We start from the raw sequence: 26,040 nt of genomic DNA, 5'->3' as shown, positions 1-26,040 counted from the left end.
CTAAAGCACTATGTATGGGCTCTGTATCATCATCGGCAGCCGCTTCCTTATCTATTTTGGTGAGTGCTCTATAAAACTAATAGTTTTTTCAGCATCGTCTAAATCAATTTCACAGTCTTCATTTGCAATAATATTCTGTATTGCTGGAGTGATATAATTTTCATTAACTCTCAAGACAACAATCTTGTAAGGTGTTAAAAGTTCATTATCGACAGCTTCTGCGAAGGTATAATGATGGAGTTGTTTACCATAAAGCGTTTCATCATCCATAGAAGTCAGAACGGTATTAATCTCATCGGCACATTTTTTGCAGTGTCACTAAAAATACGAGGCCTTGCTGTCATGTATAGATGTTGTTCCCCACCATAATGCTGTTATCATGAACCTTGATAAACTCAGAGATTCATCGTTGTCTGTTCCCAACACAGCTCCAGTTGTTCTATGGGCCGCATAAACCTTACATTGAGTGGTACATAATCATCTCGATTACGCAGCTTAGCAATCAGATCAATACCTATATCATTTTTATTCCAATCTTCATGCTCTTACGTCTATTCGTAATAAGTCTAACTTTTTCATATTCTTGCTTTTGAAGAGGGACTTGCAGAAAATAAGCAATGACAACTTTTCAAAAGAATTTCGCCTATCGTGCCCTATTCTGTATGATTATGGTAAGATTCTAACGAGAGTGTAATGTTAAGTGGTTTGCTATTAGATTTATGAGATTGCAGCATCTATCATGTCGCTCTCTATTTATTTCTCATGATCCAGTCAGGTCTATTTTATCTAAAGTCAAGAAAAATTAACACAAACATAACTCAACTTGCACAAATGATAGATATTCTGTATGTGAAAAAGTACTTTGTTGATACGGTAGTAAGGCCTTATTCGCACTGTCGTTTGAGATAAGAAATGTAAAGGTAAGAGTGTTATTGATGGCACGGATAGTCATGAAATTTGGCGGAACATCTGTAGCAAACATTGAATGTATTCATAATGTTGCACGGCATGTAAAAAGAGAGGTGGATGCAGGCAATGAGGTTGCGGTTGTCGTATCCGCGATGGCTGGAAAAACCAATGAGCTTGTTCAGTGGACGTGTGACACTTCACCAATACATAAAGATGCTTACGAATATGATGTAGTTGTTGCTTCTGGTGAGCAAGTAACAGCAGGTTTGTTGGCTCTTACACTCCAAGCAATGGGGATGAATGCGCGTTCATGGCTTGGTTGGCAAATTCCTATTCATACAGATAGCGCGCATAGTCGTGCACGTATTACAGATATTGATGGTTCTTTTTTAATACAGCGTTTTCAGGAAGGTCAGGTAGCGGTTATTGCTGGTTTTCAGGGGTTAGCTCCGGATAATCGGATTTCTACCTTAGGGCGTGGAGGATCAGATACGAGTGCTGTTGCTATAGCGGCAGCTGTACAAGCTGATCGTTGCGATATTTATACAGATGTGGATGGCGTTTATACAACAGATCCGCGTATAGAGCCTAAGGCACGCCGTTTACCAAAAGTTGCTTTTGAAGAAATGCTGGAAATGGCTTCTCTTGGAGCAAAGGTTTTACAGGTTCGTTCTGTTGAATTGGCAATGGTTCATAAAGTCCGTACCTTCGTGCGCTCGAGTTTTGAGGATCCTGATGCATTAAGCATGGGTGATCCAATGAATTCTTTTGGAACACTTATTTGCGATGAGGATGAAATCGTGGAACAACAGAATGTTACTGGTATTGCTTTTGCTAAGGATGAAGCGCAAATTTCACTCCGTCGACTTGCAGATCGTCCAGGGATCTCAGCAGCAATTTTTGGACCCTTGGCCGAAGAGCGAATTAATGTCGATATGATTGTGCAAAATATTTCTGAAGATGGCTCAAAGACTGATATGACTTTTACTGTACCATCAGCAGATGTGGATAAAGCAGTTGCGCTTCTTGAGAAAAATCGCAAAGAGATTGGGTTTGATGTTATCCAATTTGAAAGCGATCTTGCCAAGGTATCTGTTATTGGTATTGGAATGCGCAGCCATGCAGGTGTTGCAGCTACAGCATTTAAGGCTTTGTCTGAAAAGGGTATTAATATTCAAGCAATCACGACTTCAGAGATTAAAATTTCTATTTTAATTGATAGCGCTTATACTGAACTTGCGGTTAGAACATTACATGCTGTTTATGGGCTTGAGAAGGGTTAAACATTTTTTAGCTCTAAAAAGATTTCCAAATAATATAGAGCATTCTATGTGTAGGAGAGTAGAGAACTTTTTACTAAGCGTTTAGTGGGAGAGGGGAAATACACCACTCTTTCAAATACATGTTATGTAGGAATTTCTATGAATACGATAAATTTCATTGGATTATTCGCACAACTGTGCAAAACAGAGCTGATGAGATATATTCCATTAGTGATTTGTTTTTCTCAAATGATTGTTGAGAACTTTATATGTATCCTGTAGATTTAATTTTATTCTTTTCATAAGAGTGAATAAAAATCTGTAGGAAGGGTTTACGCAGTAATTGCTCATAAAAGAAACACTTTCAATTTAAAAAATACGCTAAAATCTTCTTTTCCCTTGGCGTACTGGTTTTATGGCTTTTGATTTATCTCCTATTGTTAGCTTTGGATATGGATTTATTGACATCGAATGCAGTAAAAAGTTTCTTATAGTTTTCAATGAACCAAATGATATGTACTTTGTTGTCGAAACTACAGTTTGCAAAATGGTAATAAGTTGAGATGTTTGAAATTACCATCTACGATTTTAGTATAAACATTTGCAATGGACAATTTGTTCTGTATTGTTTATTTGTTGACTATCTTAATACACATCATCCATTTGCATTGATCCGTCAAGATTTCAATGTTTTAATCGAATGAAGGCGTATTATTGCGCACAAATTACGCATTATTTTTGATTAAATCTCTCTTATAAAGTTTATCAATAGGATTGAAATAGGTTCAGACGAAAAGATACCGTACGTCAGAACAGTTTCTTTATCTGTTCTTGTAACTATGTGAAAACTAAAGTAGCGCAACAAATGAATCCGCGCGCTTTTAAAAATGAGTATAAAAGCGCATTGTCATTTTGTTTATTGGGAGCTATAAGGCATTTTTTTATTGCGCTTAATGTAGACAACTCCATATCCAAGGCCGAAGAGAGCAGATAAACCAGATCCACAAAGCACTCCAATTTTTGCGGAATCAAGTAGAATAATATCTTTAAAAGCAAGCATTGAGACAAAGATAGACATTGTAAAGCCAATTCCTGCTAAAAATCCAATGAGCAAAATTCCTGACCATGTCATATGAGGAGGTAGGCGGCATAATCCTGATTTTACTGCCAAATAACTGGCAGTGATAATACCCAAAGGTTTACCGGCAAAGAGACCAATAACCACACCGGATACAATCAAGAATGATTCATGAGAAGAAAGGTCAAAATTAGTAAAACTAACACCAGCATTTGCAAAGGCAAAAATTGGCATAACGCCGTACGCAACCCATGGATGCAATGCTTTCTGAACACGCGTTACTGGAGCAATCATATCGCGCTGTCCTTTGCGCATTTTTTTCAACGCAGTCGAGATATGATGCAGGTCCGTTTTCGTATTCTTTTCCTGAAGAACTTGCATTGCGTTACTTAACATGGTGAGCGGTGCTACAAGGGTACGAGTAGGAAAAACTGGAGTCATCATGCCTAAAATTACGCCAGCAAGTGATGGATGAACCCCTGTTACCATTAAGCCCCACCAGATGATTGCACCGGGTAGAACGTAAAGCCATGCCGATGCGAGGCCAATCCATTGAAAAAATAACACTAAGGCAATACCTGCAGCTGCAATAACTAAACCACTAGGATCAATGTTCGTCGAGTAGAAGAAAGCAATAATAAGAACAGCGATAATGTCATCAATAATCGCTAGGGATAAGAGAATGATATGAAGATTAGAAGGAATCTTTTTTCCAAGAAGAGCTAGAATACCTAACGCAAAGGCAATATCTGTAGCTGTTGGTACAGCCCAACCATGTGTATGTCCCCCGTTAAAGTTGAAACTGAGATAAATAATTGCAGGGAGACAAACTCCACCTATTGCTGCAACAATTGGTAAAACTGCTTGTTTAAAATCCGCGAGAGCTCCTTCATGAATTTCACGCCGGATTTCCATTCCCGCGACGAGAAAGAAAACAGTCATGAGAGCATCATTAACCCAGAAATGTAAATCCCATGAGAGGGTGAAATGACCAAAGTTAAAGCCAAAAGGTGTATGCCAAAAGGATTCATAGAGAGAAGCATATTCAGAATTGGCAAAAACGAGTGCAGCAGCAGCAGCTAATAAAAGCACAATGCCGCTGAGAGCTTCAATATGGAGAAAACGCTCGATAGCGGAAAGCGCTTGATTTGTGACACGAGAAGCGCGATTAGGTAGGCGATTTGAAGATAAATCAGACATGAACAATTCCAAGTATCGACAATTTTACGAACATACACTTTCTACGTAAACTACTCTATGGTGCTCTCTTGTATCATACAAAAGAAACAAAGAGGAATAAAGCTCTTAATTTATAGATAAGATTATCATCTTTAAAGCTGAACATGTTTTTTAGGGGGAAGCTTCATTCTTTACAGTTAAATGCACTTTGCTCAAAGCTGTGGACAAATCATTTTGTAGGGCGGATTCGAGATCAGCTGTTGTGAGGCCTTTATTATCTTTCGCTTTAATTTTAATGGTCAACGTTTGGGGATTCTTAGCAAAGTCACCAAAAGATTTTGAAATATTTTCAGCTTCATCATGATCTTTTAGAAATATTTTTGGACTTTGTGTCATCATCAGATAGAAATCGTCATAGAGCTCTTGTTTAAGATCATGTTTTTTGTCATTAAGACTTTGTGTAAGATAAGAAAAAAGCTTATCAATGAAACCTGCATCGGTATAACGGATGTCAATTTTATTAATGCCAAGGTTTTGAGAGGCAGTGATCATTACATTTTTCTGACCAGAAAAGAGTTTTTCATCAACATCAATAACTTTAGCTGATATTTCTCCAGAACCAACATTTTTTATGTTGAAAGTCATTGCATTCAGAAAGATTGTACGCTTTCTCTCATCATAAGAAACATCAAGCTTTCCTGAAATATCAAAGCGTTCAAAGTTCATTTTTTTGAGGAAGTCTAAGTCTTTTTCTTCCATTTTTTTAGGTAAAATTGAAAGGTTATCAAGAGAAAGGAAAAGTTTTTTCGGTATAGGTTGTTTCCACAAACTTGGTTTAAATTGGAATGATCCGAGCGTTGCTTTAAACTGCGGTATATCAATGGTGACATTATCAACTTTGGCATCAGCCGAGGTAATGGCAAGAAGTGTGTTTAGAATAATATCATTTCGTACTGTTTTTTCAGCGACCTGATTATTTTCTTTCTTTGCGTTAAGATAAGCCTTGAACAATTTTTCAGGTGTTTGTTCGAGTGGTTTCATCTTTAGACCAGATGTTTTAAATCGTCCGAGAGAGAAAGAGCTGTTTTTTTCTGTTTCTTCAAAAATGTCGACTATTATATTATTTAGGGAAATGGGGCCAGTAATAGCTTCTCCTTGATTGAGAGCCGTTTTCTTTCCGAAAATGATAGAATAAGCGTAATTGATATCCACATCATGGGCTTTCATTGTATCACTTTTGGCGGTAAGACGCATTTGCTTGGCACCATTTGCGGCGGTCGTTGTAAGGTCCATATTTTTTATGCTAACAGAACGGATATGACCATTTTTAAAACCAAAAAGCTCAAAATTCTTTACTTCAACTCTTTCGGTTAGTTTATTTTTATTTTTTATAGAAAGGCGTATATCTGGAGCAGTAATTGATGCAAGTTCAATACGCATAATTGACTGTAAAAGGTGCGATGTGATCGTAGTGTCCTTTTCTTTTAAGGATACGCCTTTAAGAGAGATTTGGGGAATTTTTACATGAATATTATTATGCTGTAAGTCAATATTATAAAGAGTAAAAGCCCCAGGAATAAAGGAAATCGGAGGACGGGCAGAAACGGCACCAATTTTAAGTGATGTGCCTGCAGGGACTGGTAGTGTAACATTTGTTAAATTGACTTTTCCTATAATGCTGACTTCGGATGTCTCTGCTTTTATTGAACGGCGAGCTATTTCTCGTTTCACAAAACTGTCGAGATAAGGTTTTGCCATATAAAAGCCACCGACAACTATAATTGCCAGAATAGCAATAAATCCAATAAGATAAGTTAGCCAGTATTTTAGATTCCCTCGATACCCACTATTAAGATTGCCCATCATTTTTTCTTTCGCTTTTATCACTCTTTATGAGAAGTAGAGGTAAATTTCTTTCAGCAACGTAAAGGTTAAAATATGCGTGTTCAGTTTCAACAGTTACCTACTTCTAATCCCTTTACATGTAGAGTCATTCTAATATTTTTTACAATACGCTTTTATAAACTGTCACCAATTTTCTTTGGTTTCAGTATTTTATAAAAATTACGCACAGAATAAAGGGAAGTATATGCTGATCATAATTTTTATCGCTTTAAAACATTTTTAAAGTATACCCATGTCTGCTTTTATCTTGCTGCTGTTTATAGGAACAGTTAAAATACAAAAGGATATGTTTTTTATTGTAATCTAACGGGGAGAGACGGGAGTCATGACAGAAAATCAAATAATAGCTTTTTCAATCATTGGTCTTATGATGATTGTTTTTATTTGGGATCGATTCCGTTATGATCTTGTCGCTATTTGTACATTATTGATTGCTTGTAGTGTGGGACTTGTCAGTCCGAAGGAGGCGTTTAGCGGTTTTAGTAATGATATTGTTATTATTGTAGGGAGTGTGTTTGTTGTCAGTACGGCTGTATCGCGTTCTGGTATAATGGAATTTATTATCCAACGGATATGGCCAGATGTGAAATCAGTACGTCTTCAATTGGCTTTTTTAGTTATTTCTGTAGTGGTTTTGTCGATGTTTGTTAAAAACATTGGTGCTTTAGCTATCATGCTTCCGATTGCCTTTCAATTTGCTCGTCGTTCTCAGGTTTCACCCTCTGTCTTTTTGATGCCTATGGCATTTGGTTCTTTGTTGGGCGGTCTTATGACACAGATAGGGACTTCACCCAACGTTGTCATTTCAGCTATGCAGGAACGTTTAACGGGGATTCCCTTTACTATGTTTGATTTTACGCCGGTCGGTTTAGCTGTTGCTACTGCTGGTGTATTATATTTGATCTTTTTTTCTTGGCGTTTACCTGTGCGTGTACGTTCAGGTGTATCGTTTGATGATGCTATTGATATTCGTAACTATGTTTCGGAAGTGCATATCCCAACGAATTCACCGATTGTGGGAAAAACTATTGTTGACCTCGTCAAGCCATCAGGTGGTGATGTCATGGTGATTCAAATCATAAGAAACACAGTATTTATTTCACCATTACCAGATTTTGTTTTATCTGAAAACGATATTGTTTTGCTAGAAGGTTCGCATACAGGATTAGAAAGTGTGATGAATTTTGCACGTTTAGAATTTTCTACGGGTCGAACTATTTCTACGGGTGATAAGGATAGTGATATAGATATTATTGAGGCAGTCATCACACATAATTCGCCTCTTATTGGTATCAGTGCGAAAGAGTTTTTGCTATTTGATCACTATGATGTGAATTTGCTTGCGTTAAGTCGCCAGCATGAAAGGGTGCGGGGAAGGCTTGGTGATATTGTTTTCCATCTTGGAGATGTGATTGTTTTGCAGGGACAGGATATGGTTATTCCAAATTTATTACGGGAGTTGAAATGTTTACCCTTAGCAAAGCGTAATATTGTGTTTGGTAATTTACGACATGGTTTTGTATCTTTAGCTATTCTCTTTATAGCGATTATTTTTACAGCTTTTCATATCGTACCAGTTGCCTTTTCTTTTTTTTCTGCTGCTGCTGCTATGGTTATCTTTCGAGTTTTGCCAGCGCGTGATTTGTATCAAGCATTAGATGGCCAAATATTAGTATTATTAGCAACTCTTATTCCCGTGAGTGAAGCGCTAGAGAAGACAGGATGTACAGATCTCATTGGTCAATGGCTTAGCCAATTGGCGGTATTTTTCCCACCGTCTGGTGCATTAGCTCTTATGTTGATTACAGCCATGTTGGTAACACCATTTTTGAATAATGCAGCAACAGTTATGATGGTAGCTCCCATTGCGTCAAGTTTTGCTCATTCTCTTCATTATAAGCCTGAAGCTTTTCTGATGGCTGTTGCAATTGGCGCAGGATGTGAGTTTCTTACACCTATTGGGCATCAAAGTAATATGCTCGTGATGGCGCCAGGGGGATATCGTTTTAGTGATTACCCACGCTTTGGGGCTCCATTGGCAGTCTTGATAGTTATTGTTGCTGTGCCAATGCTCATGTGGATTTGGCCATTGCAATAGAACATTTTCAAAAACTGTAAATATCAATCACGAAAGGTCGTCAATCAGATGAAGCTAAATTGAAGAGATACACTTCCTGTAAAAGATTTTTAAAGGGAGGTCTGTCATGTAACGAGGAGTGAGGCACGAATAGCTCTTGAGATTATAGGCCCAGCATGTATGGTGCACATGCAGGCTATAATGGCTTTTTTACAAAATTTAAAGTAAACACTATAATATGAACCAAAAGGCAATTATATCGTTTTTGATTGATACAGTTGCAAAAGTTCAAGCAATTCAGATACACATCTATTTGAAATGAATAAGCTAGTAATTTTAAGGTTTTTAGTCGATTATGGCTACCATCTTTGTCCATTTATGCGTAAAAGCACAGAAAGTAAATTTTTACCAAGGTATGAATCATGTCGTATGATAGTTTTATTGCTGAAGTTAATGCTGAATTTCGTCAGGAAAAGGCTCTTGCGTTTTGGAGACGTTATGGTGTTTTGGTTGTTGTTGCAGCCATTATTTTTGTCCTGATGATCATTATTTATCAAATTTACCATCATGAGCAAATAAAGAAAGCTGGTCATATTGGTGATACATTTGTAAAAAGCCTTGATTTTGCAGATACACGTCATTTTGATGAAGCGATGAAGCAATTAGAAAATGTTAAAGTCTCTAACTTTGGGGGATATCCTTTTCTAGCTCGTTTGCGTGAGGCTTCTTTACTCATGGAACAAGGCGATTTTGTCAAATCAGTGGAGGCCTTTGATTCTGTTGCAACTGATGAAAAAGCACCACAAATTTTGCGGAAAGTTGCAAAAATTCGAGCAGCTTATATTTTGGTTGATACAGGAACCTTAGATGATGTCAAAAAGCGTGTTAAAGATATGGAAAATGATATTGATCCTATGCGGATGTCTGCTAGAGAGGTTTTGGGTTTAGCAGCATATAAAGCTGATAAGATGGATGAGGCAGTTGATTATTTTCGCAAGATTTCTAAAGAAGGTGCGCTCGGATTAAAAATAACTGATCGGGCTCGGATTATGCTTGAGCTTATGCAAGCTGAAGGCAAGGCAAATAAGGAATAAATTTATGAGCCTTACCATTGCTATAGTTGGTCGCCCCAATGTTGGGAAGTCAACACTCTTTAATCGTTTGGTTGGGCAAAAATTGGCTTTGGTTGATGATAAGCCAGGTGTAACTCGTGATCGGCGTATTCATAAGGCAAAACTTCAAGATCTACGTTTTGATGTAATTGATACAGCTGGGTTGGAAGAAGCGGGTGATCATACACTTGAAGGTCGTATGCGCTCTCATACAAAGGCTGCCATTGATGAAGCAGATCTCATTTTATTTATGTTTGATGTGAAGAGCGGAATAACGCCGAGTGATTTAAATTTTGCTTCATTGGTTCGCAAGTCAGGGAAACCGATTGTGCTTGTTGCTAATAAATCTGAGTCAAAAGCAGCTATGGGGGGAGAATATGAAGCGTGGTCATTAGGTTTGGGGGAACCTTGCCCAATATCTGCTGAACATGGTTTGGGTCTCTCAGATCTTCGTGATGTAATTATCGATGCTATTGGTAGAGAAAAAGCTTTAAAGAGTAGGATCAAAGAAGAACATATTGCTATACAGCCAGAATCTGTTTGTGATGATGTGGATGACTTTGAGGAGGAGGGCTCTGTTTACGATGAAAGTAAACCCATTCGAATCGCGGTTGCTGGTCGTCCAAATACAGGAAAATCAACCCTCATCAATAGGATGTTGGGACAAGATCGTTTATTGACAGGACCTGAAGCGGGGCTTACGCGTGATTCCATTTCTGTAGATTGGAAATGGAATGGTCGTCACGTTAAACTTTTTGATACTGCAGGACTGCGTCGCAAATCAAAGATTCAAGAAAAATTAGAAAAACTTTCCGTTGCCGATACTTTACGTGCAATTCGTTTCGCAGAGGTGGTCGTGATCGTTTTTGATGCAACTGCGCCTTTTGAAAAGCAGGATTTACAAATTGCTGATCTTGTGATTCGTGAAGGACGGGTTCCACTTATTGCTTTTAATAAATGGGATCTTATTGAAAATAGTCAGGTAACATTAATTGATTTGCATGAAAAATGTACTCGTCTTCTTCCTCAGGTTCGTGGTTTGAGAGCTGTCCCTTTATCGGGGCAATATGGTCAAGGCATTGATAAACTGATGGAAAATGTCATGATAATGCACCGTGTATGGAATCGCCGTATTTCCACGGCTAAATTAAACAGATGGCTTGAAACGGTTGTTACGCATCACCCACCACCTGCAGTTTCGGGACGTCGCCTTAAGGTTAAATATATAACACAGATTAAAACACGTCCTCCTGGATTTGTGATTTCTTGTTCACGACCAAAGGTAATGCCTCAATCATATATACGTTATCTTTCCAATGGATTACGTGATACATTTGATATGCTTGGTGTACCAATTCGCATATCATTACGAGCATCTGATAATCCTTTTGCAGCACGCTCCAGAAAGAAATGAATCTTCTTAATGCAAGAGAAATTATAATAATTAGCGCCAAGCAAAGAGATGCTGGCTTGCGTAAAGGAAAATTTAGTATCTATAAATTGTAGGGCAGAAATGCTAATTTGCGGCGATCCATTTAAATAAAAAGTGAAAGTATTTTTTGCATTTATTAATATTTCAACTGCAGGGATAAGGATTTAAAAAGTTAATTACAGTTGTACAAGGCTGTGTAACATTTGTGTTTAAAGCCCTATTTATGTAGCCTTGTTGCATAACGTATATTAAATCATAGATCTATGTTGTGCATTAAAAGATGTAGCAGTCATCATCGATGATAGTTTTATTTAATGATGGATGACAATGTACAACATTTGGTTTGTTATAAGAAGATATTTTTTCGGAATGTTTCTAGAATTGTGGCTAAAAGTGAGGTGGAAACACATTATTTGCAGGTGAAGCTGGATTATTTTAAGGTGTATTAGTAATTGGGTGTATAAGATTGAAAAACATGTTATTTGTGCGATAAATTGTGATAGATTTCTTTTAGCGTCTTGACGAATAAGTTCAGGAACAATATGATGCTCACGGTTTTATGAGATACGTTTTTGCTTTGCTTTTTGACTAAGGAGCCAATTATGGCGGAGGGCGGTAAACCCGTTGTGCCACGGGAGGGAGCTGAAGAAAAAGAGCAAGGAGGCTTCTTTCATTCAGAGGATTTAGAATGTCGGAGTAAGAATTTAGGTAGAGCTTTAATGCGTAAGAAAGCATTAAAGAAGCGGGAGTATGGGAATGAGGGGGAAAAGCAACAAGGGAGGATGGCGCATACAATTAAGCTTTCCAGTGAGTTTCTGGCGAGTATTATTGTCAGCGTTGTTTTGGGGGTGGGATTTGATAAGTTAGCAGGTTCATCACCATGGGGGTTGGTGTTTTTTCTTTTTCTTGGATTTGCTGCTGGTGTATTAAGTGTTCTTCGGTCTGTGGGGTATATTACCTCCAGTCAATTAAGGCAAAAGGGCGTATTACGCCAAGATAAAGGGACCGATAAGCGGTCTGATAAATGAGGTTGAAGTGACATCGCACGCTCCAGATCCTATCCATCAGTTTGAAGTTTCACGACTGATTAAGATTTCCATAGGAGATATGGATTTATCGTTTACAAATGTATCATTTTTTATAGTAGCTACAGTTGTTGTAACTTCAGTTTTTCTCTTCATTTCGTCATCAAGTCGTGGATTAGTCCCAACACGAATGCAGTCTCTTTCAGAAATGGCGTATGAATTTGTAGCGTCGACTTTGCGGGAATCATCTGGTGTGCAGGGAATGCAATTTTTCCCTTTAGTTTTTTCCCTATTTACTTTTATTTTGGTTGCCAATTTTATTGGTCTTTTCCCTTATTTTTATACAATTACCTCTCAGATTATGATCACGTTTTCTTTGGCTATGGTAGTGATTTTGACGGTCATTGGTTATGGTTTTTATAAGCATGGAGTCAGTTTTTTGAGATTGTTTGTTCCTAGTGGCGTGCCTGTTGTAGTTTTGCCTTTGGTTACGATGATTGAGGTTATTTCTTTTCTTTCTCGTCCTATCAGTCTTTCACTTCGTCTTTTTGCTAATATGCTCGCTGGTCATATTACTCTCAAAGTATTTTCTGGTTTTATTGTCTCAATGATTGGGGTAGGGATTGTAGGTGTTGGTGGTTCGGTTTTACCGCTTATCATGACTGTAGCGATTACTGCTCTTGAATTTTTGGTTGCATTTCTTCAGGCTTATGTCTTTACGGTTCTAACTTGTATGTATCTTAATGATGCAGTTCATCCAGGACATTAATAAAATTGGCGGTTTTCCGTCGAATGGTATAATTTTACTTAAAAGGAGAATAATATGGAATTAGTGCTTGCAGCAAAATATATTGGAGCTGGTCTTGCTTGCTTTGGTATGGCGGGGACAGCTTTGGGCCTTGGAAATATTTTTGGTAGCTATCTTTCTGGTGCATTACGCAATCCATCAGCAGCAGATAGTCAGTTTGGTCGTCTCGTCTTTGGTTTTGCTGTGACGGAAGCTTTGGGTATTTTTTCATTGCTCATTGCTTTATTGCTTCTTTTTGGGGTTTGATCATCGTCAAAGGGGTGCTTGTTTTCTGTATGAGAGGCAGGTATCCCTTTTTTCTCTTAACGGAAAGAACGTTAGTTAGTTGTCATCAGTTGTTGGGGGGCTTTAATAAGTTTTTTGAAAGATGAAAGAAAATGTTTGTTTCCAGCGCTTATGCACAGATCACTGAAAGGCCTATAGGACATATCAAGAGTGTGGCAGAACATGCGGATCGTGTGTTTCCACCTTTTGATTTTGTGTATTTTGGTTCGCACTTTTTTTGGTTGGCAATTTCTTTTGGTCTTTTTTATCTCTTTATCTCTCGCGTAATTGTACCGCGTATTGGCGGTGTTATTGAAACACGTCGAGATCGAATCGCATCTGATTTGGATCAAGCAATGCGTATGAAGCAGGAAGCGGATACCGTAGTTGAAACTTACGAGCGGAAATTGGCAGAGGCTCGTTCGCGGGCACATGATATAGCACAAGTAGCGAGTGAAGAGTTAAAAGAAAAGGTTGAGCTTGAACGAAAGGAAATTGAAGAAAGTTTGGGGAAAAAGTTAGCAGATGCTGAAAAACAGATAACAAAAATTCGGGATAAGGCTATGCAAAATGTTGGTTCTATTGCCGAAGAAGTGGCTCTTGAAATCGTAAAAAAATTGACTGATGTTAATATTAGCAAAGAGGCTGTTCGTTCAGTTATTAAAATTGTCGATTACTGAAGGATACGAGGATGACTGATACTTTTTGGGCTTTTGTTGGGTTAATTCTTTTTCTGGCTCTTTTGGTTTATTTCAAAATTCCACAAATGGTTGTTCGCCATCTTGATGCCCGAGCAAAGCGTATCAAAGATGAGCTTGATGAAGCTCTGCGTCTTCGTGAAGAGGCACAGGAGGTTCTGGCTGAATATCAGCGGAAACATGCGGAAGCAGAGAAAGATGCCCAAGAGATTATTGCAGCAGCTAAGCATGAAGTTACAGCTATTATCGCTCAGGCTCGTGCAAAAGCAGAAGAATATGTGAAGAATCGCAATAAGTTAGCAGAGCAAAAAATTGCTCAAGCAGAAGCTGATGCAATACGTATGGTTTCTTCATCTGCTATCGATTTGGCAGTTTCCGCTGCACGTACGCTTATCGCAAAAGAATTAGATTCTAATAAAGCGAATGAACTTATTAAGGAATCTCTTGGTGAAGAATCTCTTACCAAAATGAAAACATATCTTAATTAATGGCAGCTTGCAGTATTGAATTTTAGCAGCATAGTTCCTTTTCAAGATTGAGTGTTTTATCTTTTTACACTTTCTCTTGTACTACTAATTTCTACACTTAGTTTTAAAAAAAACGCCTCGCCTTGTCCTCAAGCTCATTTTTTTGCCTACCTATGAAAGATATAACGCAAAATCTATAGGATGCTATTATCTTTTTGCTTGTGAAAATACAAGCCAGTACCATTGTTTTATTTATAAGCTCAAAAGGTTATGGCTGTGGCATTTAGATGCTACATAAGAGATGTATTTACTTTTTTTTCAAATGGTTTTTATTCATGTATTGACCCCACTTGTGAAGTGCAAGAAAATGATTTGTTATTCTAATGAGAGAGTTGAAAGTTCTTACTGTATTTGATGATTACGCAACTTTTTTACCAATTATTATAAAGTAATATTTACATCATAAGTTCTACAATTGCTCTTAAAACTGTCTCAAGCTTCGTACTGAAATTTTTCCAATGTTTTTTTAATGTTCAATGACAAAAAGTAGGAGAATTTTATCTTCATTATTCTTTTAGTTTAGAGAGTGTTTAATTTTTAAATTACAAGTTTCGAGAAGTCTGCTACTACTTCTGTAATGGTATGGATACGTTTGAGAAGAGCGAGACGGTTAGTGCGAATATCAGGATTTTTATCGTTCACCAATACTTTTTCGAAAAATATATCGATAAATTTTCCGAGTTGAGCTAGCGTATTGAGTGCACCTGATAAATTTATTGCACTGATGTGATTATGAACTTTTTTTTCTACCTCAATGATTTCTTGATAAAGCTGTTTTTCTTCTTTTTCAATAAAGAGTTCAGGAGTAATTTCGTTTGCTATTATGGTGCCTTTTGGGAATGCATTTTCAAGAATATTTACAGTGCGTTTTACAGCGGCTAAAAAGCTGCTTCCCTCACTTGTATTTATAAAAGCAATGAGTGCTTCAACACGACGCGTGACTAACAAAAAGTCATCAGCATCTTTGTTTAAGACTGCTTCAATAGCATCATAACGAGCACCTTCTTCTTTTAGATAGATTTTTAAACGTTCATGAAAAAAGGACAACAGGTCTGTTAAAATATATTGTACTTTTTCTGAAAGTATATTCTGCGGCTGTTCAGTTTCTATTGGAGATATTTCCTGTTTTATTTTTTGTTGTAAAAAAAGATTTGTTGCCAGATTAAACAGTGGCATAAGATTGATTTTCCAGTCACGCGAAAGAACAAGCTTAATAATTCCTAATGCTGCTCGTCTTAACGCATAGGGATCTTTTGAACCGGTTGGTTTTTCATTAATGAGCCAAAAACCAATGAGCGTATCAATTTTATCAGCTAGCGCAATGGTTATAGCAAGAGGTTCATGTGGAACACGATCTGTGGGCCCTAGGGGTTTATAGTGGTCTTCAATTGCTTCAGCTACGCGAGGACTTTCTCCTTGGAGAAGAGCGTATTTTCGTCCTATTAGACCTTGCAGTTCAGAAAATTCTCCGACAACTTCTGTCTGTAAATCAGCTTTTGCAAGTACTGCTGCACGTTTAGCTAAGAGAGGGTCCGTTTGCACTAAAGGAGCAATTTTTTGTGCTAAGGTAGCAATTCGTTCTACTCTTGCACCTTGTGTACCTAATTTTGCATGGAAAGTTACATTTAAATGATCAAGTCGTGCCATCCTTTGATCGAGAGGTTTCTTTAAATCAAGATCAAATTTTTTTGCAGAAGATTCCAACTGCTTGATATCAGGCAAATTATGCTGGTCTGTTTGCCAAAAATAGAGTGCGTCGGAAAGACGAGCACAGACAACTTTACTATTTCCTTTAGAAATTTCTTTTCCTTCATCACTTGCAAGGATATTAGAAACGAGAATAAAATGATGAGAGAGCTTGATCTTTTCGCCTTGATTACGGGTTACAAAACATTTTTGGTGAGCTCGAATGGTCAAGCGAATGATTTCTGGAGGAATATCAAGGAAAGATTTGTCAAAATTACCTATAAGGACAACAGGCCATTCAACAAGGCCAGCAATTTCTTCTAAAAGGGCATTATCTTGAACCAGTTCTAAACCGTTTGCGAAGCAAAGATTTTGAGCATCCGCCAAAATAATATTCTTTCGCCTTTCGGCATCGAGAATAACTTTATGGGCTTCAAGTTGAGCAATATAATCATCAAAGCGGCGAATTTGGAGTGGTTTTCCGTCACTTAAGAAGCGATGACCATAGGTTAGATTATTGCTTTTGAGAGAATCAATTGTAAATGGAATAACATAGGTTTCACCAATTTCTGGTCCGAAGACGCAAAGAATGTTTTGTAAAGATCGAACCCACTTTAGTACTCCACTTTTTGCTGAATCTTCACCCCAACGCATAGACTTTGGCCATGGAAAATTGCGAATAATATTTGGTAAAATATCGGCAATAATTTCTTCTGCTTTCCGACCTTTCTTGATGATTTTAGCGATATAAAAATCACCTTTTTTATTATCATGTGCAATCTGTGCTTCAGAAATATTACTCAGTCCTGTCGCGCGCAGGAAGCCATCAATTACGTGCTGCGGTGATTTTGTATTGGGTCCTTTGCGTTCTTCATAGATATCTTTTGAGCGCATAGAAATTCCACGTACGTCTAATGTTAGTCGACGAGGTGTCCAATATTCACAGGCAACTTTATAGGTTAATCCCGCCTTCACAAGTTGATCTGTAACAGATTTTTTGAGGTCAGCAGCAGCTTTGCGTTGCATGCGAGCAGGGATTTCTTCGCTAAAAAGTTCCAGAAGAAGATCAGACATTAGGCTTCTCCTTTAGGGGATATTTGACCAGCTTTTGTTAGCAAGAAAGCTTCTCCACAACGGCGCGCGAGATCACGAACGCGAAGAATATAACTTTGCCGTTCAGTCACAGAAATAACGCCACGTGCCTGCAAAAGGTTAAAGATATGGCTAGCTTTAATACATTGGTCATAAGCTGGAAAAACGCACAGATGTAAGCCATTTTCTTGATTTGGTTGTCCAGCCTCAAGAAGTGCGATGCATTCGCGTTCTGCATCGATAAAATGCTGGTGCAGCAATTTGGTATCCGCAAACTCAAAATTGTAGTATGAATATTCCTGCTCTGCTTGTAAAAAAATATCTCCATAACTTATTTTGTTTTCGCCATCTAAACCATTAAAGTTAAGATCATAGACATTATCAACACTCTGTATATACATTGCTAGACGTTCAAGCCCGTAGGTAAGTTCTCCTGAAACGGGAGCGCACTCAATGCCGCAAACCTGTTGAAAATAAGTAAATTGGGAAATTTCCATTCCATCACACCAGCATTCCCATCCAAGTCCCCAAGCCCCGAGCGTTGGACTTTCCCAATCATCTTCAACAAAGCGAATATCATGAAGTTTTGTATCAAGACCAATGGCTTGTAGTGACTTTATATAAAGTTCTTGTAAATTGGGGGGGGAAGGCTTGAGGAGAACTTGGAATTGATAATAGTGCTGTAAACGATTTGGATTTTTACCATATCGACCATCTGTTGGGCGTCGAGAAGGTTGGACGTATGCCACTTTCCAAGGGCGTGGTCCCAATGAGCGCAGTGTTGTGGCCGGATGAAAAGTGCCGGCACCGACTTCCATATCATAAGGTTGCAAAATTGCGCATCCATAATGAGCCCAATAATTTTGCAAAGTTAAGATAAGTCCCTGAAAAGAACGTTTTGGATTGAGATGTTCAGGTAGTTTCACGCTTTATACTCTTTAACATTTAACCAATAGACAGCAACTAAAGGGACTTCAGCTTTTATACCTGTCTATTGTTTCATAGGATTATGGTCAAGCCTCGTTATTTATTGCAAACCAATTTTCAATTTCTTTTGGATTTCCTTAGAGTTTTTTGCTTCCCCATCAATTGCATGATTCCACTGAAATATTGCTTCACGTTTGCGTCCAACTTGCCAATAGGCATCACCTAAATGATCATTTAATGTTGGATCTTCAGGATGTAATTTGACAGCATTTTCTAGTATTTGAACAGCTTGGTTATATTGTTTAAGTTTGTAATAGGCCCATCCTAGAGAATCGAGGATGTAACTATTTTGCGGTTGTAATGTAGAGGCCTTTTTCAACATATGGAGTGATTCTTCAAGTTTTTCACCACGTTCAACAAGTGAATAGCCTAAATAGTTAAGGATTTGCGGTTGATCAGGAAAAAATTCAAGTGCTTTTCGCAGGTCAATTTCGGCTTTTGTCCATTGTTGCAAATGTTCGAAAGCGATACCGCGTTGGTAAAAAAGTTTCCAATCCTCTCGTTGAAAATTTTTTATCTGTGCAATCGTCTGATCCAGCATTTGGGTAGCTTCGACAAATTTATTATCTTGTATATAAAAAGCGGCTAACGTTATCAGAACGGCGCGATCGTTGGGGAATTTTTTCTTTAATGACGAGAGTAATTTGATGGCTTCACTATAATTATTATTATTTGCAAGAAGAAATGCAAGTTGAAGTTGTCCATCTCTATAATAAGGGGATTGGTATGGTAAAGCACGGTAAAGTTTAATGGCTTGATTAGGATTCCCCAATTTAGTAGAAATATTTGCCAATTGAAACAATGTTGCATCATTTTGAGGGTACAGGGCGAAAGACAACTGTTTGAAAATACGTGCAATTTGTCCTGAGTTTTTGTAGTTGAGGGCTGTTCCAAAGTTGTACAATACCTCGCCCGCTCCCTGTTGAGGTGTTTTTACTAACTTTTCTAAGGAAGCGTTTTTTTCAACTTTTTCTCGTATGTTTTTGAGTGCTTCTCGGCCTGACAACATTTGTTCTCCATGCTTGAGAGTCTGAAGAGCTTGATTGCGCATCTTATGGCGCAATTGGAATGAAGCGTAAGCTATGATAATACGTTCATAGGTATTAGGGGCGATAAGAGTCCCCTGTTTGTTATTGAGTGCTTGAATGAAATATTTTTTTGCGTCTTGTGTACGTCCTGCTAGATCGCTCATGAGTGCGAGATGATAACGTATAAAAAGGTCGTACCAAGCAGGCCCTTTGATTTTTTCAAGATCAGCGATTGCTTGAGATTTTTGTCCAGATCCGAATGTAACCCATGCACCAATGAGTTCAATTATTGGATTATTGGATTCTGGAGGTACTTTTAATTGTAAAAGAAGTTTGGCATTTTCGTAATCTCTCCTTATGAGACTTTCTACCGATAATGTCAAGGAAACAAAGGGAGTTATAATATCTTGTTCTTTTAGTTTTTTTGCTTGCTGAACAGCTTCTTTGAATGTTCCTACAGAAAGCATGGCTTCAAGGAGCTCTTTTTGTGTTTCAATGTTATCAGGTTTATGAGCGAGTGCTTGTTTAAAATAATTTATAGCAAGATCTGTTTTATTTTCATGATTTGCGACTCTCCCAGCTAAATAGGCGCCTGTAAATGAAGTTGTATTTATAGTGGCGTTTATTTTGCTGTAGGTAGCTGAAGGCATTAACATGATACCCGCAATAAAGAGAGTAAAAAAGCGGGATACTGTTGCATTGTGCATAGAGCTAGTCCTTTTCAAGATAATCAATAGATTTTGTGGTTTATAGATCATATCTAATTACTTTGTTGAAAAATATCTGATTCTTGCAAATAATCAGTTTACGCGCGCAATACAAAAATCAACAGTCTCAACGAGAGCATTGTGAGCGAGATTTTTGTTCATTGAAGCAAGAGCATTGGTTGCACGTGTTCCATAGATGCGTGCTTGCTCTATTGTATCTGAGAGGCTATCATATTTTTCTATTAAATATTGCGCATGTGCGAAAGCTTCATCATTGTTATTGCCGTTTTCAAGAGCTTGTTCCCAAAATGCTTTTTCTACCGTATTACTGCGTGCATATGCGAGGATAACAGGCATTGTGATTTTGCCTTCTCTAAAATCGTCTCCTATATTTTTTCCTAAATGTTTAGCAGCGCCACCATAGTCAAGTGCATCATCAATCAATTGGAAAGCTAGTCCTAACAATGTTCCATATTCACGCAATGCAGAACGCTCTTTATCTTTATAACCTGCAATAATTGGTCCAACTTCAGCAGCCGCTGAAAAAAGTGCTGCTGTTTTTGCGTTGATGATTTTAAGATAGTCCGAAGCACTGGTTTGTATATTTTTGGCTGCAGAAAGTTGCATAACTTCCCCCTCAGCAATAATTGCAGCAGCGTTTGCTAGGACAGAGAGCGCTTCTATAGAACCAACATCGACCATCATTTTAAAAGCTTGTCCCAACAGGAAATCACCAACAAGTACGCTTGCTTGATTCCCCCAAATCATTCGTGCAGTAGATTTTCCGCGTCGTAAATTACTTTCATCAATCACGTCATCGTGTAACAAGGTTGCTGTATGCATAAATTCAACAGCGGTTGCAAGTTTTATATGCCCGTCGTTTTGATAACCAAACATATGAGCGGAAGCTAATGTGATCATTGGGCGTAATCGCTTTCCACCTGATGAAATAAGATGGTTGGAAATTTCAGGGATCATTTCAACCTCTGATTTTGCCATAGAGAGGATAAATTGATTTACGCGCTCCATATCATACTGGGTAAGATTGATAAGGGATTGGAGAGACATTTGATTATTTCTTGTTTGATTTAGTTTTGTGGCTACACTCAATGTGTTTGCTCCTAGAGTATTGCAATGGACATATATGAATTCTATTTTGTCTACTAGCATAAAGGGGCTTTTGTTTTGACTCAAGCTTTTGATGGTTGTTTTGAAGCAGAAGTCTTGGATGATGTTGGTAAGGAATATTGTACAAGCTTGTGTAATATTGTTGTTATGGAGTTGTGAGAAAAATTTAAAACAATTTTGTTTAACAGCAAGTGATAGGAAAAAGTGCAGTTTATAAAGATAAACATTAGGTTTTCAAATGGACGAAATAACGAATCAAAATGATGAAACAATTGACAGTTTTCATCGTGGAAAGTTTTATTTGGTTCAGCCACGTAAATATGGTCATCGCTCTGGCATGGACGCTATGTTATTAGCCAGTTTAGTTCCCAAAAATTTAAAAGGAAAGGTTGTTGATTTAGGTGCTGGTGCTGGAGCAGCGGGTTTGGCGGTTGCTTCGCGTTGTTTGAAAGTTCATGTTACGTTGGTTGAACGTTCAGCCTTTATGGCATCTTACGCACAAAAAACGCTTATGCTAAAACAAAATGAAAAACTTGTTGAGCGCATTTTTTTGTTAGAAGCAGATGTTACTTTAAAAGGCAAGAGTCGCTTGAAAGCAGGATTGGTGGATAATTCTTTTGATTTTGCGATTATGAATCCGCCTTTTAATAGTCCTGCAGATCGCAAAACACCTGATAAGCAAAAGTCCGAGGCACATGTTATGCCTGAAGCGATGTTTGATAATTGGTTGCGGAGTGCAGCAGCAATTGTTAAGCCAGGTGGATATTTAGGGCTAATTGCACGTCCACAATCGTTGAATGATATCTTGCATGCTTTAGAAGGACGTTTTGGCAGTATATGTATAATTCCCGTTCACGCGCGTGCGACAACAGCAGCAATTCGCCTTTTATTTTATGCAAAACGAGGAAGCAGAGCTGCTTTATCTATATTACCGGCATTAGTTATACATGAAGGTGAAGGTCACGCTTTTTCATCACGGATTGATGCAATCAATAATGGGCGTATAAGCTTGTGGGAACTTTTTAAATAATATCTTGTATTTTTCAGTTTATTATTTAAATTCAATCTAAGCTCTTAGCTTTTTTAGGAGATTTTTTTATGAATGAAATCGGGTGTGAGTTTGGATTTTGGAGCTGTATATGCACTTTTGTGTGCGGTTATGCTCTCCCGTTTTTATTCCCCTGCCTTTTCCCCTAACTTATAAGGAAAGTCTATTTTGATGGATGTTATCAAAAATCTTATTCCAAACCGTTTTTATTCCAGTAAACCTGAAATTCCTGTTGTGCGTCTTCATGGAGCAATTCTGGATTCAACTTCATTGATTGCACGTACCCTTTCGTTGGGCAGATGTGCAAATCTTTTAGACAAGGCTTTCGCCTATAAAAAAGCACCGGCTATTGCACTTATTATTAATTCTCCAGGTGGTTCGCCTGTACAATCGCGTCTTATCTTCAAACGTATTCGTGATTTGGCAGAGGAAAAAAAGAAACAGGTTCTCGTATTTATTGAAGATATAGCAGCGTCAGGCGGTTATATGATTGCTTGTGCTGGAGATGAAATTTTTGCTGACCCTTCTTCGATTGTTGGTTCTATCGGTGTTGTTTCAGCTTCCTTTGGTTTTCCCGAGCTTTTGAAGAAAATTGGCGTCGAACGGCGTGTTTATACAGCAGGAAAGAACAAGGTTGCATTGGATCCATTTCAGCCAGAAAAGAAGGCAGATATTGAGCATTTAAAATCTCTACAACTTGAAGTTCACCAAACTTTTATCGATTTAGTTAAAGAACGGCGTGGAGCGAAGTTATCAAATGATCCAGATATTTTTACAGGAATGTTTTGGGGCGGAAAGAAGGGCGTTGAGCTAGGCTTAATTGATGGATTAGGTGATGTACGCTCTACTATTAAAGAGCGGTTTGGACGTGATACGAAACTTCGATTAATTACTCCTCCAAAAAGCCTTCTAGGACCCAAAACTCCTTCAGGCATTACTGCTAATGCAGTTTATGCGGCAGCTGATAGTGCGTTGATGGCAGCACAAGAGCGAGCGCTTTGGCAGCGTTATGGTTTGTAATTAGGAAGTATAATTCGATAGATACTCAATAATATTAATAATTTTGCATAAAAACGTTTGTTAGGAGGAAAAGACTTGAAATGGTGCGAATGATTGCATTTGGTTTGTTGTGTATTATAGCTCTTCCTCTTTATTGTTTATTGAGGAAACGATTGCAGAAAATATTACAGGGTATTGATTGTACAGAGGTTAAGCCAAATATGGGTGAAAGGGGCACATTGGTAAAAGATCCTTACACAGGTGAATATGACGTCAAATGATATCGGATGTACAGGCTCCCTTCAAAGAGCATTCTTATGTATTTACACCTATTAAATTGAATTTGGCTTTGCATATTGTAGGTCAGTGCTCTAATGGTTATCATTTAATAGAAAGTTTGGTTTATTTTAGTCTTAGCGGTGATTGTTTAGGTTATGCATCTTGTGTAAGGGATCACTTCATTTTAACGGGTCCCTTTGCGGATAGGCTTGTTTCTAATTCAGATAATTTGGTTATTTGTGCACGTGATTTTATGCGCAAAAAATTTCCTAAAAGCGCTAAACCTGCTTTTTTTCAGCTTATTAAAACGTTACCTGTTGCTTCAGGCGTTGGTGGTGGTTCTGGAGATGCGTCCGCTGTTCTGAGTATATTGCGTCAACAGTGGAATCTTGATTGTTCTTGTGAAGAATTAGCAGAAATGAGTTTAGAGCTTGGTGCCGATGTACCAATGTGTCTCTTTGCATTGGAATATCAGCAGCCACTTTTTGTGAAAGGAATTGGGCAGGATATTACACGACTAAAAGAAGCTTGTTCTCTTGCAATGGTATTGGTTAATCATGGTCAGCAAATTGCAACGAAAGCTGTTTTCAAGGCTTTGGAAAATCGCAATCATTCTCCTCTGAAAATTGATCCCGTAGCCTTAAAGACTGTTGATTCATTGGTTGAAACTTTACAAGAAACGCGTAATGATCTTTTTGCTCCTGCCTTAAAGATTGCACCTCAATTAACGCAAGTATTATCTACATTAGATGAATGTGGCTCTCTTTTCTCTCGTATGTCTGGGACGGGGGCGACTTGCTTTGGTATTTTTAAAGATCAACAAGCAGCTCAAAAGGCAGCTCTTTTTATCAAATCGATGCATCCAAATTGGTTTGTGAAACCTATCATGACTTTAGGAAAGACTTGAGAGATAAAGTATAAAGGTCAAATATTTGCTTGGTAACGATTCTGTTATGTATAATAGAAGGATTAAGCAAGGGAATGGGCGTTTTTTGTTTTCCAGATCAAGTTAGCACATGCTAGGATAATACGCTAAAAGAGGAATCGAATGCAGTGCAGAATATTCCGTATTTAGTTCTTTTATTTTTATACTTGTGCAATAATTAACTAAAATGTTTGGTGAGCTATTTTTACTCTGTAAGGCTTGCAGAAAAGAGGCAAGCTATGAAAATTGATGCAGGTTTTATGGTATTAGTGATTTATGAAAGATGTTTAGTTTACCGTTTCAGCCAAATTTTGCATGTGAATTGGATTTGCAGAAACAGGGTTTTTTTCATATAGCGGGTGTTGATGAAGTCGGACGTGGACCTCTTGCAGGGCCTGTCGTGACAGCAGCAGTCATTTTGGATAAAGACCATATTCCTGATGGGCTGAATGATTCAAAAAGGCTTTCTATTCTACAACGTGAGAAGCTGTATAATAAAATTTTGCAAAGTGCATTAGCGATTTCTGTTGCTAGTCTTTGCGCCCGTACGATTGATCAGTCTAATATTAGAAAAGCAACTTTAGAAGCGATGCGTCGCTGTATTACAGGATTAGCAATTCCAGCTCACTATGCACTCATTGATGGACGTGATGTTCCTTCTGAGCTACCATGTTCGGCAACTGCTTTGATTAAAGGCGATCAGCGTTCGGTTTCAATTGCAGCAGCATCTATTATTGCCAAAGTGACGCGTGATCGGATGATGGAGTGTGCAGGACAGGTTTATAAAAGTTATGGTTTAGAAAAGCATGTAGGTTATGCAACGCTAATGCATCGTGCAGCTCTTGATAAATATGGGCCAGTTGGGGGATTACATCGTTATAGTTTTGCGCCACTTAAAGAGCGCTACAGGGATGATATTTCATGACGATTCTGCCTTTCAATAGTGCTTCGATAAAAGAGGCAGTTGCACTTCTTAAGCAGGGGAAGTTAGTGGCTTTACCGACAGAAACTGTCTATGGATTGGCAGGTGATGCAACCAATGGGAGGGCAGTATCTTCTATTTTTTTCACAAAGAGGCGTCCACAATTTAATCCTCTTATTGTGCATGTAAGCAGTATCAGCATGGCGGAACGCTACGTTGAAATTGATTTTCTTTCACGTCGATTGATGGAAGTATTTTGGCCAGGGCCCTTGACGTTAGTTCTGTCTTTAAAGGCACAACATAATATCCATCCTTTAACCACTTCTGGTTTGAATACATTGGCTGTTCGTTTTCCAGATAGCCATTTTGCAGAAGTTGTACAATGTTTTGGTCAACCTCTCGCTGCTCCTAGTGCGAATCAATCGGGATGTCTTAGTCCTACTTCGGCTGAAGCCGTTTTTGCATCTTTAGGAGGGGCTGTTCCTCTGATACTTGATGGAGGACCTTCTAAAATAGGGCTTGAATCAACGATTATTAAGGTTTGTAATGAAGATATTTATCTTTTGCGTCCTGGAGGGCTTTCGTCTGAAGAGATTGAAAAAGTTGTAGGAAAATCACTGAAACGGATAGATCAACGGGCTGCGATTGAGGCACCAGGTATGTTAAGATCGCATTATGCACCCAGTGCTGCGGTGCGTTTAAATGTGCAAAAGGTAGAAAGTGGTGAAGCGCTTTTAGCATTTGGGCCTAAACGCATTGCGCATATTGAAAACGCCGTTTCTGTGTTAAATCTTAGCGAAACAGGGCAGTTGGAAGAAGCTGCTTCTCATTTATTTCAATACATGAAGGAATTGGATGCACTCAAGGTGAGATGTATTGCAGTGGAACCTATTCCGTTATACGGATTAGGTGAGGCTATTAATGATCGTTTGATACGTGCTGCAGCTCCAAAGGAGGAATGAA

Annotated in this window: 22 protein-coding genes; 15 read left to right on the top strand and 7 right to left on the bottom strand. The window is 38.2% G+C overall.

Annotation, left to right across the window (positions count from 1 at the left end; genetic code table 11):
* Positions 1-51 precede the first annotated feature (51 nt).
* Positions 52-270 carry a hypothetical protein gene (locus tag LBE40_RS05600; protein WP_004860721.1) on the bottom strand — a complete coding sequence of 73 codons (219 nt, stop codon included), beginning with the start codon at positions 268-270 and terminating at the stop codon, positions 52-54.
* A 665-nt stretch (positions 271-935) separates the two neighbouring features.
* On the opposite strand from LBE40_RS05600, the gene LBE40_RS05595 reads away from it, so the two are divergent.
* Entirely contained in the window at positions 936-2,192 is a 1,257-nt protein-coding gene (locus LBE40_RS05595; RefSeq protein ID WP_004860722.1) for an aspartate kinase, read from the top strand.
* An 895-nt stretch (positions 2,193-3,087) separates the two neighbouring features.
* Here the strand turns inward: LBE40_RS05595 and nhaA are convergent.
* The gene (gene nhaA, locus LBE40_RS05590; RefSeq protein ID WP_004860725.1) at positions 3,088-4,449 is read right to left on the bottom strand and encodes a Na+/H+ antiporter NhaA; all 1,362 of its coding nucleotides are present in this window, start codon (positions 4,447-4,449) and stop codon (positions 3,088-3,090) included.
* A gap of 150 nt (positions 4,450-4,599) precedes the next feature.
* Positions 4,600-6,291 carry a hypothetical protein gene (locus LBE40_RS05585; protein ID WP_040297077.1) on the bottom strand — a complete coding sequence of 564 codons (1,692 nt, stop codon included), beginning with the start codon at positions 6,289-6,291 and terminating at the stop codon, positions 4,600-4,602.
* 367 nt (positions 6,292-6,658) lie between these two features.
* On the opposite strand from LBE40_RS05585, the gene LBE40_RS05580 reads away from it, so the two are divergent.
* The 8 genes from LBE40_RS05580 (at position 6,659) to LBE40_RS05545 (ending at position 14,237) form a co-directional block, all read left to right on the top strand.
* The gene (locus tag LBE40_RS05580; protein WP_004860731.1) at positions 6,659-8,431 is read left to right on the top strand and encodes an SLC13 family permease; all 1,773 of its coding nucleotides are present in this window, start codon (positions 6,659-6,661) and stop codon (positions 8,429-8,431) included.
* Positions 8,432-8,832: 401 nt separating this feature from the next.
* Entirely contained in the window at positions 8,833-9,504 is a 672-nt protein-coding gene (locus LBE40_RS05575) for a DUF2659 family protein (protein ID WP_004860732.1), read from the top strand.
* Between the two features lie 4 nt (positions 9,505-9,508).
* Positions 9,509-10,936 carry a ribosome biogenesis GTPase Der gene (gene der / locus LBE40_RS05570; protein ID WP_004860735.1) on the top strand — a complete coding sequence of 476 codons (1,428 nt, stop codon included), beginning with the start codon at positions 9,509-9,511 and terminating at the stop codon, positions 10,934-10,936.
* Between the two features lie 620 nt (positions 10,937-11,556).
* Complete coding sequence (locus tag LBE40_RS05565) at positions 11,557-11,982, top strand: AtpZ/AtpI family protein (RefSeq protein WP_004860738.1); 426 nt, start codon at positions 11,557-11,559, stop codon at positions 11,980-11,982.
* A gap of 7 nt (positions 11,983-11,989) precedes the next feature.
* Positions 11,990-12,748 carry a F0F1 ATP synthase subunit A gene (locus tag LBE40_RS05560; RefSeq protein ID WP_004860741.1) on the top strand — a complete coding sequence of 253 codons (759 nt, stop codon included), beginning with the start codon at positions 11,990-11,992 and terminating at the stop codon, positions 12,746-12,748.
* A gap of 54 nt (positions 12,749-12,802) precedes the next feature.
* The gene (locus tag LBE40_RS05555) at positions 12,803-13,033 is read left to right on the top strand and encodes a F0F1 ATP synthase subunit C (RefSeq protein WP_004860748.1); all 231 of its coding nucleotides are present in this window, start codon (positions 12,803-12,805) and stop codon (positions 13,031-13,033) included.
* Positions 13,034-13,164: 131 nt separating this feature from the next.
* Positions 13,165-13,731, top strand: coding sequence for a F0F1 ATP synthase subunit B (locus LBE40_RS05550; protein ID WP_004860749.1), 567 nt, complete (start codon positions 13,165-13,167; stop codon positions 13,729-13,731).
* A gap of 11 nt (positions 13,732-13,742) precedes the next feature.
* A complete protein-coding gene (locus LBE40_RS05545) occupies positions 13,743-14,237 on the top strand; it encodes a F0F1 ATP synthase subunit B (RefSeq protein ID WP_004860752.1) in 495 nt (164 codons plus the stop codon).
* 576 nt (positions 14,238-14,813) lie between these two features.
* Here LBE40_RS05545 and glyS read toward each other — a convergent pair.
* From glyS to LBE40_RS05525, 4 genes are all read right to left on the bottom strand, one after another.
* Positions 14,814-17,036: a glycine--tRNA ligase subunit beta gene (glyS, locus tag LBE40_RS05540; RefSeq protein WP_004860756.1), complete on the bottom strand. Its 2,223-nt coding sequence runs from the start codon at positions 17,034-17,036 to the stop codon at positions 14,814-14,816.
* Positions 17,036-17,980 (bottom strand): glycine--tRNA ligase subunit alpha, encoded by a 945-nt coding sequence (locus tag LBE40_RS05535; protein WP_004860758.1) that lies wholly within the window; start codon positions 17,978-17,980, stop codon positions 17,036-17,038. Before LBE40_RS05535 ends, glyS begins: the two co-directional genes overlap by 1 nt.
* A 101-nt stretch (positions 17,981-18,081) precedes the next feature.
* Positions 18,082-19,776: a tetratricopeptide repeat protein gene (locus tag LBE40_RS05530; RefSeq protein ID WP_004860760.1), complete on the bottom strand. Its 1,695-nt coding sequence runs from the start codon at positions 19,774-19,776 to the stop codon at positions 18,082-18,084.
* 93 nt (positions 19,777-19,869) lie between these two features.
* Entirely contained in the window at positions 19,870-20,946 is a 1,077-nt protein-coding gene (locus LBE40_RS05525) for a polyprenyl synthetase family protein (RefSeq protein WP_004860763.1), read from the bottom strand.
* 196 nt (positions 20,947-21,142) lie between these two features.
* Here LBE40_RS05525 and LBE40_RS05520 point away from each other — a divergent pair, with 196 nt between their 5' ends.
* The 6 genes from LBE40_RS05520 to LBE40_RS05495 all read left to right on the top strand — a co-directional run bounded on the left by LBE40_RS05520 (position 21,143) and on the right by LBE40_RS05495 (position 26,039).
* Positions 21,143-21,934, top strand: a complete 792-nt coding sequence (locus LBE40_RS05520; protein WP_004860766.1) for a tRNA1(Val) (adenine(37)-N6)-methyltransferase — start codon at positions 21,143-21,145, stop codon at positions 21,932-21,934.
* Between the two features lie 189 nt (positions 21,935-22,123).
* Complete coding sequence (locus tag LBE40_RS05515; RefSeq protein ID WP_004860771.1) at positions 22,124-22,972, top strand: S49 family peptidase; 849 nt, start codon at positions 22,124-22,126, stop codon at positions 22,970-22,972.
* Between the two features lie 80 nt (positions 22,973-23,052).
* Entirely contained in the window at positions 23,053-23,232 is a 180-nt protein-coding gene (locus LBE40_RS05510; protein WP_004860774.1) for a hypothetical protein, read from the top strand.
* Complete coding sequence (locus LBE40_RS05505) at positions 23,229-24,137, top strand: 4-(cytidine 5'-diphospho)-2-C-methyl-D-erythritol kinase (RefSeq protein ID WP_004860777.1); 909 nt, start codon at positions 23,229-23,231, stop codon at positions 24,135-24,137. Before LBE40_RS05510 ends, LBE40_RS05505 begins: the two co-directional genes overlap by 4 nt.
* Before the next feature lie 301 nt (positions 24,138-24,438).
* Entirely contained in the window at positions 24,439-25,080 is a 642-nt protein-coding gene (locus LBE40_RS05500) for a ribonuclease HII (RefSeq protein ID WP_004860780.1), read from the top strand.
* The gene (locus LBE40_RS05495; RefSeq protein ID WP_004860783.1) at positions 25,077-26,039 is read left to right on the top strand and encodes an L-threonylcarbamoyladenylate synthase; all 963 of its coding nucleotides are present in this window, start codon (positions 25,077-25,079) and stop codon (positions 26,037-26,039) included. Before LBE40_RS05500 ends, LBE40_RS05495 begins: the two co-directional genes overlap by 4 nt.
* Position 26,040: the final 1 nt, after the last annotated feature.

It is taken from the genome of Bartonella taylorii (genome assembly GCF_023920105.1).
GTDB lineage: Bacteria > Pseudomonadota > Alphaproteobacteria > Rhizobiales > Rhizobiaceae > Bartonella > Bartonella taylorii.
The sequence above is the reverse complement of the archived record's forward strand: the minus strand, read 5'-3'. Positions and strand labels throughout refer to the sequence as shown.